The organism is Altererythrobacter sp. KTW20L (genome assembly GCF_023501975.1).
Lineage (GTDB): Bacteria > Pseudomonadota > Alphaproteobacteria > Sphingomonadales > Sphingomonadaceae > Alteraurantiacibacter.
Genome location: NZ_JAMFLH010000002.1, coordinates 73,271 through 86,092 on the forward strand (window position 1 = coordinate 73,271; position 12,822 = coordinate 86,092).

General features: G+C 64.6%; 19 protein-coding genes. 5 read left to right on the top strand and 14 right to left on the bottom strand.

What is annotated here, in order from left to right:
* Nucleotides 1-32: 32 nt before the first annotated feature.
* The 3 genes from M3P36_RS01845 to gluQRS are packed head-to-tail and all read right to left on the bottom strand — an operon-like array spanning nt 33 to nt 1,680.
* Nucleotides 33-599, bottom strand: coding sequence for a cob(I)yrinic acid a,c-diamide adenosyltransferase (locus M3P36_RS01845; protein ID WP_249699457.1), 567 nt, complete (start codon nt 597-599; stop codon nt 33-35).
* 20 nt (nt 600-619) lie between these two features.
* Nucleotides 620-853, bottom strand: coding sequence for an HIG1 domain-containing protein (locus tag M3P36_RS01850; protein WP_249699473.1), 234 nt, complete (start codon nt 851-853; stop codon nt 620-622).
* Nucleotides 850-1,680 (bottom strand): tRNA glutamyl-Q(34) synthetase GluQRS, encoded by an 831-nt coding sequence (gene gluQRS / locus M3P36_RS01855; RefSeq protein ID WP_249699486.1) that lies wholly within the window; start codon nt 1,678-1,680, stop codon nt 850-852. The genes M3P36_RS01850 and gluQRS overlap by 4 nt, the downstream gene beginning before the upstream one ends.
* 113 nt (nt 1,681-1,793) lie before the next feature.
* Here gluQRS and M3P36_RS01860 point away from each other — a divergent pair, with 113 nt between their 5' ends.
* Nucleotides 1,794-2,402: an HNH endonuclease gene (locus M3P36_RS01860; RefSeq protein ID WP_249699489.1), complete on the top strand. Its 609-nt coding sequence runs from the start codon at nt 1,794-1,796 to the stop codon at nt 2,400-2,402.
* A gap of 11 nt (nt 2,403-2,413) precedes the next feature.
* Here the strand turns inward: M3P36_RS01860 and M3P36_RS01865 are convergent, their stop codons facing one another.
* The 4 genes from M3P36_RS01865 to dksA all read right to left on the bottom strand — a co-directional run bounded on the left by M3P36_RS01865 (nt 2,414) and on the right by dksA (nt 5,383).
* Complete coding sequence (locus tag M3P36_RS01865; RefSeq protein WP_249699502.1) at nt 2,414-2,830, bottom strand: DUF4112 domain-containing protein; 417 nt, start codon at nt 2,828-2,830, stop codon at nt 2,414-2,416.
* Nucleotides 2,831-2,882: 52 nt separating this feature from the next.
* On the bottom strand, nt 2,883-4,355 hold the full coding sequence (locus M3P36_RS01870; protein WP_249699504.1) for an ABC transporter substrate-binding protein: 1,473 nt from the start codon (nt 4,353-4,355) through the stop codon (nt 2,883-2,885).
* A 60-nt stretch (nt 4,356-4,415) separates the two neighbouring features.
* Complete coding sequence (locus M3P36_RS01875; protein ID WP_249699517.1) at nt 4,416-4,796, bottom strand: PilZ domain-containing protein; 381 nt, start codon at nt 4,794-4,796, stop codon at nt 4,416-4,418.
* A gap of 128 nt (nt 4,797-4,924) precedes the next feature.
* Complete coding sequence (gene dksA, locus M3P36_RS01880; RefSeq protein WP_249699534.1) at nt 4,925-5,383, bottom strand: RNA polymerase-binding protein DksA; 459 nt, start codon at nt 5,381-5,383, stop codon at nt 4,925-4,927.
* Nucleotides 5,384-5,688: 305 nt separating this feature from the next.
* Between dksA and M3P36_RS01885 the strand changes: the two genes are divergently transcribed.
* Entirely contained in the window at nt 5,689-6,021 is a 333-nt protein-coding gene (locus M3P36_RS01885) for an SEL1-like repeat protein (protein ID WP_502798348.1), read from the top strand.
* A 4-nt stretch (nt 6,022-6,025) separates the two neighbouring features.
* On the opposite strand, the gene M3P36_RS01890 is transcribed toward M3P36_RS01885, so the two are convergent.
* The 5 genes from M3P36_RS01890 to M3P36_RS01910 are packed head-to-tail and all read right to left on the bottom strand — an operon-like array spanning nt 6,026 to nt 9,356.
* Nucleotides 6,026-7,162: a GNAT family N-acetyltransferase gene (locus tag M3P36_RS01890; protein WP_249699537.1), complete on the bottom strand. Its 1,137-nt coding sequence runs from the start codon at nt 7,160-7,162 to the stop codon at nt 6,026-6,028.
* Nucleotides 7,163-7,167: 5 nt separating this feature from the next.
* Entirely contained in the window at nt 7,168-7,956 is a 789-nt protein-coding gene (locus M3P36_RS01895) for a glycerophosphodiester phosphodiesterase family protein (protein ID WP_249699539.1), read from the bottom strand.
* Entirely contained in the window at nt 7,937-8,395 is a 459-nt protein-coding gene (locus tag M3P36_RS01900; protein WP_249699541.1) for a RidA family protein, read from the bottom strand. Before M3P36_RS01900 ends, M3P36_RS01895 begins: the two co-directional genes overlap by 20 nt.
* Entirely contained in the window at nt 8,392-9,021 is a 630-nt protein-coding gene (locus M3P36_RS01905; protein ID WP_249699544.1) for an HAD family hydrolase, read from the bottom strand. Before M3P36_RS01905 ends, M3P36_RS01900 begins: the two co-directional genes overlap by 4 nt.
* Nucleotides 9,018-9,356, bottom strand: a complete 339-nt coding sequence (locus tag M3P36_RS01910) for a DUF3572 domain-containing protein (protein WP_249699546.1) — start codon at nt 9,354-9,356, stop codon at nt 9,018-9,020. Before M3P36_RS01910 ends, M3P36_RS01905 begins: the two co-directional genes overlap by 4 nt.
* A gap of 11 nt (nt 9,357-9,367) precedes the next feature.
* On the opposite strand from M3P36_RS01910, the gene M3P36_RS01915 reads away from it, so the two are divergent.
* Nucleotides 9,368-9,739: a response regulator gene (locus M3P36_RS01915; RefSeq protein ID WP_249699556.1), complete on the top strand. Its 372-nt coding sequence runs from the start codon at nt 9,368-9,370 to the stop codon at nt 9,737-9,739.
* 38 nt (nt 9,740-9,777) lie between these two features.
* On the opposite strand, the gene M3P36_RS01920 is transcribed toward M3P36_RS01915, so the two are convergent.
* Complete coding sequence (locus M3P36_RS01920) at nt 9,778-10,344, bottom strand: Pycsar system effector family protein (RefSeq protein WP_249699559.1); 567 nt, start codon at nt 10,342-10,344, stop codon at nt 9,778-9,780.
* Nucleotides 10,345-10,485: 141 nt separating this feature from the next.
* Between M3P36_RS01920 and M3P36_RS01925 the strand changes: the two genes are divergently transcribed.
* Both M3P36_RS01925 and spt read left to right on the top strand, forming a co-directional pair.
* Nucleotides 10,486-10,728 (top strand): acyl carrier protein, encoded by a 243-nt coding sequence (locus tag M3P36_RS01925; RefSeq protein WP_249699562.1) that lies wholly within the window; start codon nt 10,486-10,488, stop codon nt 10,726-10,728.
* 7 nt (nt 10,729-10,735) lie between these two features.
* Nucleotides 10,736-11,968 (top strand): serine palmitoyltransferase, encoded by a 1,233-nt coding sequence (gene spt / locus M3P36_RS01930; RefSeq protein ID WP_249699564.1) that lies wholly within the window; start codon nt 10,736-10,738, stop codon nt 11,966-11,968.
* A gap of 12 nt (nt 11,969-11,980) precedes the next feature.
* On the opposite strand, the gene M3P36_RS01935 is transcribed toward spt, so the two are convergent.
* A complete protein-coding gene (locus M3P36_RS01935) occupies nt 11,981-12,625 on the bottom strand; it encodes a YqaA family protein (RefSeq protein ID WP_249699567.1) in 645 nt (214 codons plus the stop codon).
* Between the last annotated feature and the right edge of the window lie 197 nt (nt 12,626-12,822).

The following is a 12,822-nucleotide window of genomic DNA, read 5'->3' on the forward strand; positions in this document are numbered from 1 at the left end:
TTCAACCATCAGCCAGCCTTCACGGTTCCGACCTACCGGTTCGCTCCGGGCCGCCACAGCACGTCGCCCGCGCCGCCATCGTTGACCGCGCGGGAGAGCACGAACAGGTAATCCGACAGGCGGTTGATATAGGCCAGCGCGGCCGGATTGACCGGTTCTGCCGCTGCCAGCGCGGTCATCGCCCGTTCCGCCGCGCGGGCGCTGGTGCGGGCAAGGTGAAGCCGCACGGCCGCCTCGCTGCCGCCGGGTAGGATAAAGCTGGTCAACGGGGCAAGTTTGGCATTCACCGCGTCGATCCGCTGTTCCAGCCAGCTAACCTGGGCAGGCACGATCCGCAGCACCATGTCGGACGGGGTAAAGTCTTCACCCGGCGTGGCAAGATCGGCGCCAAGGTCGAACATGTCGTTCTGGATGCGGACACAATCGGCAGCGTGTTCGCCTTCCAGCGCCAGCACCGCCAGGCCGAGCGCGGCATTCGCCTCGTCCACCGCGCCTACCGCGACCAGCCGCGGCGCGTGCTTGGGCAGGCGAGAGCCATCTACCAGGCCGGTTGTGCCATCGTCGCCGGTGCGGGTGTAGATGCGGTTGAGCCTGACCATCGACTGCGCCGCTCAGGCGGTCACTGGTTCACGGCCAGCAGGATCGCCACGACCACGATGGCCAGCGCCTGGTACTTGATGCGGGCGAACATCATCTTGTTCTGTTTCGCCTGCATCTCGCTGGCGCGAACCATGTCCTGCTGGTTGTTCAGGTCCAGCTTGGTAGTCTGCAGGAAAGCCACGATCCCGCGCACCAGCGAGACCAAGACCATGATGGCGAGGCCGATGACGACCAGGGCGAGAAACCAGTTCATGCCACGCTATGTAGGGGGGCGGACAAGGTAATTCCACCCGGCATTTGTCCCGTGCGCAAGGCCTGCGCCAAAGCCAGCCCGTCCTCGCCCGCCCGGCGCCGGTCGGCCAGCGATGGCGAGCCACGCCGCTTGGCGAGCTTGGTGCCGCTGTCGTCCAGCAACAGGGTATGGTGATGCCAGCGCGGCACCGGCAGGCCGAGCAGGTCCTGCAGCAGGCGGTGCACATGGGTCGCCTCGAACAGGTCCGCCCCGCGCGTGACCAGGGTGACCCCATCGGCGGCATCGTCCAGCGTGACGGCAAGGTGATAGGAGGCCGGCGTATCGGCATCCTTGCGCACCAGTACCACGTCGCCCGCGAGGTCGGGCCGCGCCGCCTGCTCGCCAGCCAGCGCGTCTATCCAGTTGAGCGGGCCGGTGCGGGCTAGGGCCTGGGCCACATCCAGCCGCCAGGCCACAGCCGTGCCCGGCAACGGCGGATCGGCCTTGCAGGTGCCGGGATAGATGCCTTGCGTGCCGGCAAGGTCGGCGCGGGTGCATTTGCACGGATAGAGCAGGCCCATGGCCGCCAGTGTGGCGGCGGCCACCTCGTAGTGGTCGATCCGGCTCGATTGGGCGGGAACCTCCTCCCACGACAATCCCAGCCAGGCGAGATCATCCCGGAATTCTTGCGCCAGTTCGGGCCGCGACCGCGCGCCGTCGATATCCTCGATCCGAAGCAGGAAGCGCCCGCCCGCCGCTACCGCCAGATCGTGCGCGACGATAGCCGAAAAGGCATGGCCCAGGTGCAGCGAGCCGTTGGGGCTGGGCGCGAAACGGGTCACCTCCAACAGACTTCTCCTGCCCCCACTTGCCAAAAATGCTGTGGATTCGCCCATTGTAACAGGCTTGACGCTGTTTTGCGCAAATGCTCCATTTGAGGCAATCAGGGAGGACACCGCACGTGTTCAAAGCCGAACTGATCGATCGCGCCGCGCATTTCCGCCTGGCTGAGGACGATCCGCAGCGCCGCCTGGAAAGCTGCCCCGCGCTGGTGCTCAACGCGGATTACACCCCGCTGTCCTACTATCCGCTCAGCCTGTGGCCGTGGCAGACCGCGATCAAGGCGATCTTCCTCGAACGGGTGGACGTGGTGGCGAGCTACGAACGGCAGGTCCACTCCCCTTCGCTCGACATGAAAATCCCCAGCGTGATCGCGCTCAGGCAATATGTCCGCCCCAGCGAATTCCCCGCCTTCACCCGCTTCAACCTGTTCCTGCGCGACCGGTTTACCTGCCAGTATTGTGGCAGCGGCCAGAACCTGACCTTCGACCACGTCGTGCCGCGTCGGCTGGGCGGGCGGACGAGCTGGGAGAACATCGCCACGGCCTGCGCCCCGTGCAACATGAAGAAGGGCGGGCGGCGGCCGAAAGAAGCCGGGATGCGCCTGCAGGTCGAGCCGATCCGCCCGACCAGCTGGCAATTGCAGCAACACGGCAAGAGCTTCCCGCCCGGCTATCTCCACGAAACCTGGCGCGACTGGCTCTACTGGGACATCGAGCTCGAAGAGTAGGATGTGTCAGTTCAGCCGTCGATGATCCGCTGGGCCGGATGGTGCTTGTCGAGGTGGCGCTTGATGATCCTGAGGTTGCGGGTGTTCGACCGGAACATGAAGTCGAACAGGTCGCCTGCTACCGGCACTGCGCCCACGGCAGTATCGAAAGCAATATTGCCCGCCATGCGCCACAGCTTCCACTTGGGAAGGCCGAGGTTGCGCGCCTCCCACACGATGTAGGCCCCCATGGCCCCTGCAATGAGGTCGCCCACCACCGGGATCAGCCCGATGAGCGCATCGAGGCCGACCGGCCGGTTGATGCCTGGTATCACGAAGGCTCGTTCAAGGATCACTTCCATCGCTTCCACGCGCTTGCGGATCGCGACCGGATCATTCCCCATTGGCAGTTCCATGACCAGCGGCCGCGGACGTATCGGTTCAACCATCGACCATTCCTCCAATGCCTGCCCGGCTTATGCCAGACCGGCAATCAGTGTATTATCTAGGTAGGACGGCCATGTCCGGCAAGGGGTGGAAGGCCCAGCGGTTGCTGGCGAAACCTTCGACATTGCCGCGCACCAGGGCCCAGCGCAGCGGCGAGCCGAAGGGGATATAGATGTTGGACGAGGTCAACGCGGCCTCAGCCTCGCCCAGCAGCAACGCGCGGCGGACCGTATCGCGTTCATCCAGCGCGCGTCCGGCCATGCGGTCGGCTTCCTCGCTGCACAGACCGCGATCAAGCTGGCAATTGAACTGGTTGAGGAACCAGCGGGCCGAGCCATAGCGCGCAATCCGGTCAACCAGTTGCAGGTCCGCCTCGGCGGCGCTTTCCGCCCGCACCAGTCCTACCCCGACTTGCGCCAACTGGCTGCGCAACTCGGCGAACAGCAATCGGTGCCCGGGCGTATCGGGTATAGCGACAGACAGTCGCGGCACTTCGCCCGGCGCGGCACCGGCCAGCCGCGCGGCCGCCACATTGCGGCGTTCCTCCATCGACAGACCGGTCCACCGTTCGGTGACAAGGCCAGGATCATCCGACAATCCCGGCGCGACCAGCCGCGATGTCGGCACCCAGCCGCCGATGTTGAACGCCGAGGCCAGCGCGGGCCGGTCGATCGCCAGAGCTATCGCCTCGCGCAGTTCGGGTGTCGCCAGCAGTCCACTGTCGCGCATCACCTGCAGGCCGAACAGGCCGATTACCGGATCGAGCCGCACGGTTCCGCGCGACAGCGGCCCGGTATCGGCCAGTGGCAGCGAAGCGAGATCGCCGCCCAGCACCACTTCTATCTCGCCATCGCCGAACCGCTCGATCGCCTCTGCCGCATCCAGCGCGTGCAGGTGGATGTCGCGCACGCGGCTTTGCCACTCCTCCTCATCGGGCAGGCCGCGTTCGCGCGGGGGGCGCATGGACAGGACCGCGCCATTCTCGTCGCGCACCAGCACCATCGGCCCGGTCTCGCCCTCGCCGCTGACCAGGCCGAGTTCGGGCTGGGCCAGGAGTTGCAGCAGGTCCGGCATCGGGCTGGCAACGCGGATTTCGACCACCCGGCCAGCCATGGCGCGTACTTCGTCCACCGGTGCAAGGTCGAGCCCCAGTGATGTGCCGCGCAGGCTCCTGATCGCCCGGTTAAGCGCGGTCCGCACGCTTTCGGCGGTCAACTCCTCGCCATTGGGCCAGGTGCCATCGCGCAGCCGGAAGACGAATATGCTGCCGCCATCGGTGACATTCCACCGGTCGGCCAGTGCTGGCACCACTTCGCCCTGGGCATTGAGTGCGACAAGACCCGAGCGCGTGGCGGCCAGGACATGCTGCCCGCTTTCCGACAGGCGCACGCCGGTGTCGAACAGGTTGTCCTCGCTGTCCATGAAGGCCACGTCGAAGGACCCGTCCGAACCGGAACAGGCGGCAAGGCCGAGGCACCCGGCCAGGAAGCACGAACGCAGGACAGGCAGGAACGGGCGACGGGCCATGGCAAGAGGCTTAGGCCCGGCGCGGCCCGGCATCAACCGGCGAGGAACAGGATAAAGCGGCTAGAGCTTGCGCAGCCGGTTCTTGTCCACCGGAGCAGGCTGAGGCTGGATTATCGCCCGGTGCATCAAGCTCACGCCAGAAGGTTCTTCCACAGTCTGCTGCGGGGCGCGGGCGCGGGTGGGGTCGATCTCGTCGATGAAGGCGATGCCGAAGCGGTCATCCTGCTTCCATGCGACCGAGCCCTTGACCCAGCCGATGTTGCGCAGTTCGACGTGCACGAGCTGGCCACGAGCCACTTGGGCGGCTCCTTCGGCCATCATGCCACCCGCCGACAGGTTGCGCACCTTTACCCGGTGCACCGCTTCCTGCCCGTCCACGCTAAGCTGGGCGAGGAGGAACAGGCTGTCACGGTTGACTTGGCGGGTATCGACATTGTTCATTTCGGCAAGCGGATCCTTCAGGGCCTACCCAATCGGCAGGCGCGCGAGACACAGCAGCATGTCTGCCCCGCAATGGATAACCGTTCGTTAATAGACCGCACCGGAGGCGCACAGTGTCCCGAAACGGGTCAGTCGTCGCGCGAAATCTTTTCGCGTCGTTCGTGGGCCTGCTGGGCCTCCACCGTCATCGTGGCGATGGGGCGGGCGATCAGGCGGTTGATGCCGATGGGATCGCCGGTCACTTCACACCAGCCATATTCGCCCTCGTCGATACGCCGCAGGGCCGAATCGATCTTGGCAATCAGCTTGCGCTGCCGATCACGGGTGCGCAGTTCGATGCCCCAGTCGGTTTCCGACGAGGCGCGGTCATTGAGATCGGGCTCGCGGATCGGGCCGTCCTGCAGGCTTTGCAAGGTGCCGACCGATGCTTCCAGGATCGACTTCTTCCATTCGAGCAGCAGCACGCGGAAGTAGTTCATCTGCGCGTCGGACATGTACGTCTCGTCCTCGGACGGCGCATAGTCGCTGGGCAAGGCGCGTTTGGCCTTGGCAAGAATATCGATGTCGCCTCGGGGAACCGACGCCATTATGCACTCCGCATCCTGATCCACCCCGGCCTGTCCTGCGTCGCATGGCGCCTGCCCCTTTGGGGTCTGTAGCAGCCTTAAACCAGGCGGGATTTGAGGCGCGCCTATAGTGGGGGTGAAACCTGCGCACAAGCGCCAAATAGGGAGAATCCCGTCATATCCCGGACTTGGACAGTTGGCCGCCACCCTGCGCCGCGAAGTTCTTGGCGCCTGCGTTAACCATTCCTTGACCATGTTCGTCAAAACATCGGGCCATGGAGACCCGGGCACATGGGGAGCGCGGGCAAGTATGGGGGTACACGATCATGGAACTGGCCAAGATCGAAACGTTCGCAAAGATAGTTCCGGCAACCAACATGGGGGCCGACCTGCTGGTAGCGGAATGCCTGGCAGCCGCTGCCGCCGGGGATACCGCCGCCTATTTCGACCTCGGGGTGATCTACTCGACTGGCAGCCATGGCGTGGAAGCCGACCTGATTGATGCCCACAAGTGGTTTAACCTGGCCGCCAGCCGGGGCCATGAAGAAGCCGCCTGGTGCCGCGCCGACATTGCGGAGGAAATGACCGCCCGCGAAATCGCCGAAGCCCAGCGCCGCGCCCGCGAATGGCTCAGCGCCGGATCGCGCCGGGCAGCCTGACTGCTCAGCCCTTCCTGAACGGCGTCCGTTCGCTCAGCCGCAGGGTGTCGATGGCGACGCCGCGCCGCTCGCGATCAAGGTAGTCGGCCACAGCCGCGCGGAAGCCCGGATCGGCGATGTGGTGCATTGAGGTGGTTGCCACCGGTTCATAGCCACGTGCCAGCTTGTGGCCGCCCTGTGCGCCCGCCTCTACCCGTTTCAGCCCCCGCTGGATCGCGGCATCGATGGCCTGGTAATAGCACAGCTCGAAATGGAGGAACGGCCGCTCCTCCACACAGCCCCAATAGCGGCCATAGAGCGCTTCATCGCCGATGAAATTGAGCGCGCCCGCCACCGGTGCGCCGTCTGCCTCGGCCAGCACCAGCAGGACAGCATCGCCCATTCTTTCACCAATCATGTCAAAGGCTTGCCTGGTGAGGTAGGGCGTCCCCCATTTGCGCGCGCCGGTATCCTGATAGAACACCCAGAAGGCATCCCAGTGCTCGGGCCGGATCCGGCTCCCCGACAGGTGGCGGATCGTCACCCCGTACTGGGCCGCTTCCCGCTCCTTGCGGATAGCCTTGCGCTTGCGGGAAGACAGCGCGCCCAGGAAATCATCGAAGCTGCCAAAGTCGCGGTTGGTCCAGTGAAACTGGATATCCTCGCGCCGCAGCCAGCCCGCCGCCTCGAACAGGGCGTGCTGGGCTGGCTCGATGAAGGTGGCGTGGGCCGATGACAGGCCATTGGCACTGCACAGTTTTTCCGCCGCCCGCATCAGTGGCAGGGCATAGGCTTCGTCGCGCAGCAACAGGCGCGGTCCGGTGGCCGGAGTGAACGGCGCGGCAATCTGCAGCTTGGGATAATAGTCGCCGCCCGCCCGCTCCCAGGCATCGGCCCAGGCGTGGTCGAACACATATTCGCCCTGGCTGTGGAACTTGGCATAGGTCGGCAAGGCAGCGAGCAGGTGCCCTGCCCCATCCTCCAACACCAGCGGCAGCGCCTGCCAGCCAGTGCCCTCGCCCACGCTGCCCGAATCCTCCAGCGCCGACAAAAAAGCGTGGCGCATGAACGGATTGCCGCCGCCGGTCAGCGCGTCCCATTCCGCCGCGTCGAGCGTAGATACGCCTTGCGCAACCCTGATGGTGATATCGCCTTCGGCCATTGCCCCTAACTAGGGGTGGCCGCAGGCTTTTGCGAGAGACCCGGACCTTCGGCTATGGGTGCATCGGCATATTCCATCGCCCGCTCCCGCAATGATGGGCTGGAAACGGTCCAGGTGAGCAGCGGCAGGCCGCGCTTCTTCTGGCGGGCAGCAAAGGTGCTCGGCAGGTCGCGCACGTCATAGGCGAGAAACTGGGCGCGGGCGTGCCACAGTGCCATGTGCCGCTTGACCGTGCCGGAGAAGGTCCGGCGGTTTTCCTCGGTCACCACCAGCCCGCGCAGGACATGGGGCACGCGGCTGGCGAACCAGGCCCCTACCCGCGGATCGAAGCTCATCACCGCCACGGGTCCGCGATAGCCTTCAAGGTCACGCCGCACTGCGCGGCACAGGCGATGGACAGAGCGGTTGCGGTCGGCTTTCAGTTCGAGCAACAGGGGTACCTGTCCCGCCACCTGATCGAGCACGTCGCGCAAGGTCGGCACCAAGTCGCCGCCGATGGCGAGCGGAACCTGCGTGATCTCGCCAATTGCCATGCGGTCGAGCCGCCCTTCGCGCCCGGCCAGCCGGTCCAGCGTGGCATCGTGGAACACCACGGCACGCTCATCCGCCGTGCGGCGCACGTCGCATTCGATGCCCAATCCGGCCGCGATAGCTGCGGCAAAGGCGGCGGGCGAATTTTCGCAGACCTGGGCATTGTGCAGGCCCCGGTGGGCGTAAACATGGTTGCGCAGCCAGCCCGCTACCTGCGGGTCGGGCGGCGGCGCGCGCCAGACGTCAACCAGCGCGAAGGGCAAAGATCCCGTCCACTTCGACCGCCGCGCCCAGTGGCAGGACCGGTACGCCGACCGCGCTGCGTGCATGGCGACCGGCATCACCGAACACCTCGGCCATCAGTTCCGATGCCCCGTTGGCGACCTTGGGCTGGTCGGTGAAATCCGCGGTCGAGCTGACAAAGGCGCCCAGCTTGACGACCTGCTCCACCCGTTCCAGCAGGCCTGCCGCGCGCAATTGCGCCAGCAGCATAAGCCCGCAGGCGCGCGCCGCCTCATAGCCCTGGTCCACGGCAACATCCTCGCCCAGCCTGCCGGTGACCAGTTTGCCTTCGACGAACGGCAACTGGCCGGAAACGTAGGCGCACCCGCCCGACACCACGACGGGCACATATGCCGCGACCGGAGCGGCGGCGGCAGGCAGGCTGAGGCCCAGTTCTTCAAGGCGGGCTTCGACAGTCATCGGGCTTCTCCATGCAATGTTTCAATGAGCCACGGCAAGGCCTCGTCCCACCTGTCGATCCGCGCGTGGGCGTGGCCTGCAAGCCGGGCGCAGGGGATCTGCGGGGAGATCGATGGCTCGCCACAGAAATGCAGCCGGTGGACATGCGGCACGTGTTCGAGCGCCGAAGCGTGGTGGGCGGCGATATCATCGATGAACACGGCGCGCTCGGCCCCGAACTCGCCAACGATCCGGGCCAGGGCGCCGCCCTTGGGCCCCAGGTTGGTGAACACCTGCGCGTCGATCCCCAGATCCCGCAGCTGGCGGCCCCGCGCTTCGTTGCGCTTGTCGGGCAGGTTGGTGAGGATCACCACATCGGCCTCGCGCTGCAGTTCGGTGATGGCGTTCACTGCCCCTGCGATCGGCACCTGGCGATGCATCTCGGTTTCGAAGAACAGGTCGAGATAGGACCACATCTGCTCTTCGCTCATCGGTTCGGTCTGGCCGCGGTGGCGCATGGAATCGCGGAAGGCCTGGCCTTCCAGTACGAAATCGACAGCGTGCTCTTCGTCCAGCCATTCGCGGAAATGGCGCACCATGTGCAGCAGCACCTCGTCGCAATCGGTGATGACCAGTGGGCGTGTCACATGTGCTCCTGTCCGCCGGCGCGCAAAAACTGTTCCGGCTTCACCCCGATCGCTCCGGCGGCAGCGACGAGATCCGGCTCGTGACTGCAGAGGAAATCGATCACCGCACGGTGGGTGCTTTCCTCGGCCAGGGCGGCGCGCAGGGTGTCCGGTGTCAGGCCCGTCAGGTCGAGAAACCGCTGCGCGCGGCGCTCGTCTTCAAGAATCCAGCCGAGCGCGGGCAGCGCCAGCGCGGCTGTCTCTTCCGCCGTGGGAGGGGCCTGGTAACGAATTGTCAGTCTTCCGATAAGAAGGTAAAGGCCGTGGCAAGCCTGCCGTTGGGGGACGGCCGGCATCTGGGAATGCAATGACCAAACGAATCCTCGTTGTCGAGGACAACGATCTCAACCGGAAGCTTTTCTGCGATGTCCTGCGGGCCGGCGGTTTCTCGGTCGAGCCCGTGGCAGACGGCAACATGGCGTTGGAACGGGCGCGGTTTTTCCTGCCCAACCTGGTGGTCATGGATATCCAGTTGCAGGACGTGTCGGGCCTCGACCTGATCGCCAGCATGAAGGGTGATGCGCAACTGTGCGAAGTGCCGGTGCTGGCCGTCACCGCCTATGCCGGCAAAGGCGACGAAGAGCGCATCCGCGAGATCGGGGCCGAAGGCTACCTGTCCAAGCCGGTGTCGATCGGACCATTCATGGCCGCCGTTCGCGGATTGATCGACGCGACTTGATCGAAGGGGCGACCTGATAGTCGGGCCGGTACCGCCGGTCAGATCATCAGCCCGAATTCCACCAGGAAAGATGCCAGCGTGGCAAACAGTCCGCCGATGAATATCCGGTAGGCGAGCGACAGGAAGCGGTACTTGCGCCGCTGCAATACCTGCCCGTTCTGGTAGATATCGTGCAGCATCATGCGGAAAACATGATCGTCGTGATGGAGGTTCTCCAGCACGCTGGCTGTCCATTCGTCCTCGTCCAGCTCGCTGAAATGGCCGAAGAACATCAGGTTTGGCCGCACCCCGGGCGGGGCCTTGCCGACAGAGGGGATCACTGCCAGCACCGCCATCAGCGAACTGAGGAAGGCAAACACCGCCAGCAGCGCCAGCGACCACGGCAGGTCTCCCGCCAAGGACCGGCTGACCGCGATCGAAAACACCAGGAAGGTGGCGCCCATCAGGATCGACGCTTTCTGGTCCGCCATCTGCGACAGCATCAGCGAATTGACCTGCACGGTGCGCAACATCTGCACGGCCTGAGGCGTATAGACCGGCATCGGTGACCCGGCCGGCACTTTGCCGCCGGATCCACCACCTGTCGTGCCTGGATGCCCTGTCATCGCGCTTTCCACCCCTGTCCGGTTGCCCCTCTCTAGACTGCGGCAGGCGCGAGCGCTTGACAAGCGGATGAAAGACCCGCTTTCCGAGACCCATGACGGGCTGCTAAGGGTCGGCCGGCAACGAATATGGGAATTTCCGGCATGAACCGCGAAGAGATTGACCGCACCATCCTCTCGATCATCGAGCCTTTCAACAAGAAGGGCGTGCAGATCACCGACAGCACGACCTTTGCCGGCGACCTGGAATTCGACAGCCTGACGGTGATGGATTTCGTCGCCGAGATCGAGGATTCGTTCGACATCATCATCTCGATGAACCAGCAGGCCGAGATCGAGAACTACGGCCAGCTGGTCGATGCCGTGAACAAGCTGCAGGGCGAGTAACCCCACCATGAGCGACACCGCAACTCCCGAACTCACAATCGAACGCGACCTGTTTTCCAAGTTCGACGAGATCATCGCCGTGCGCGAGAACCTGCTCTCCAGCGGGGTCACCGACCCCTTCAGCCTGGTGATGGAAAAGGTCCTCTCGCCCACCCGTGCGATCTGTAACGGGCGCGATACGATCCTGCTCGGCACCTACAACTACATGGGCATGACCTTCGACCCCGATGTGATCCAGGCGGGCAAGGATGCGCTGGACCAGTTCGGCGCAGGTACCACCGGAAGCCGCGTTCTGAATGGCACCTACCAGGGTCACCGCGAATGCGAGCAGGCGCTGCGCGAATTCTACGCCATGGACCATGCGATGGTCTTCTCCACCGGCTACCAGGCGAACCTCGGGATCATCTCGACCATCGCTGGCAAGGATGACTATATCATCCTCGACATCGACAGCCATGCGAGCATCTGGGACGGCTGCGCGCTGGGCAATGCCCAGGTCGTGCCGTTCAAGCACAACGATATCGAGGCGATGGAAAAGCGCCTCAAGCGTGTTCCCGAAGGCGCGGGCAAGCTGGTCATCCTCGAAGGCGTCTATTCGATGCTGGGCGATGTCGCGCCGCTGAAGGAAATGGTCCGCGTGGCCAAGGAACATGGCGCCATGGTGCTGGTGGACGAGGCCCACTCGATGGGCTTCATCGGCGAGCACGGGCGCGGCGTGGCAGAGGCGCAAGGCGTGATCGACGATGTCGATTTCATCATCGGCACCTTCTCGAAAAGCGTTGGCACCGTTGGCGGCTTCTGCGTGTCGAACCATCCCAAGTTCGAGATCATGCGGCTGGTCTGCCGCCCCTATGTCTTCACCGCCAGCCTGCCACCCAGCGTGGTGGCTACCGCCGCCACCTCGATCCGCAAGCTGATGCACGGCGCGGACAAGCGGGCGCACCTGTGGGAGAATTCCCGGCGACTGCACGGTGGCCTGACGGCGCTTGGCTTTACCCTTGGCACCAGCGAACCGCAAAGCGCGATCGTGGCGGTAATCATGCCTGATCTGGAGCGCGGTGCCGGCATGTGGGAAGCCCTGTTGCATGAGGGGCTCTACGTGAACCTGGCGCGTCCTCCGGCAACACCGGCCAACATGACCCTGCTGCGCTGTTCGCTGTGTGCCGAACACAGTGCAGAGCAGGTCGAGACCATCCTCGGCATGTTCGAGCGGGCGGGCAAGGCGGTCGGGATTATCTGACCGCGCGAGTTTTTACCGCAGGTCTTCGATCGTCGCTGCGGCGCAAGGATCGGAGCTGTTGTCCTCGCTCGGATCGAGCTGTGTCAGAATCACGAAACCGCCGATTACCAGCACCACGAACAGCGTGGTGAGCAGGCCGAGGTACTTGTCGATCATGGCCTTGATCGGCGCGCCGAACAGCTGGAACAGCACGCCCACGGTCATGAAGATGAACCCGCGCCCGGCCACGCTGGCGAGGAAGAACGTGGCCAGCGACATTTCGATGAAGCCGGCCGTGATAGTCAAGAGCTTGAACGGCACCGGCGTAGTCCCGGCGATCACGATCACTTCCCAATCGTATTCGCGCAGGTGGCAGGCGGCCACCGGGAAGGCATCGGTCAGGCCTAGCACCCCGATCAGCCACTGGCCGACCGCCTCGTAGAGAAAATAGCCGATGGCATAGCCGAACAGGCCGCCCAGCACCGAAAAGGCCGTGCAGATGAAGGCAAAACGCAGCGCCTTCGTCGGTTCGGCCAGGCACATCAGGCCCAGCAACGGGTGCGGCGGGATCGGAAAGAAGCTCGATTCGATAAAAGCGAAGAAAGCCAGCCAGCGCTCGGAAAAGGGATGCGCCGCCTTCTCCATAGTCCAGTCGTAGAGCGCGCGCAGCCACTTCATCCCGGTGTTCCCCGATGCTGAGATCCGCCTGAGCGGTTAGGCGAGGGCGTGAACCAGCGCAAGCGGGATGATTTAACCATTCTGGCACTTTATCATTGACATTGTGACGCTCTTTGGTTAGAGACATGGAACATCGCGATACACCGATTCGAAACGGGGTGGTCCTGCCGGGGCCGCCCTTTTTTGTGCCCGGACCA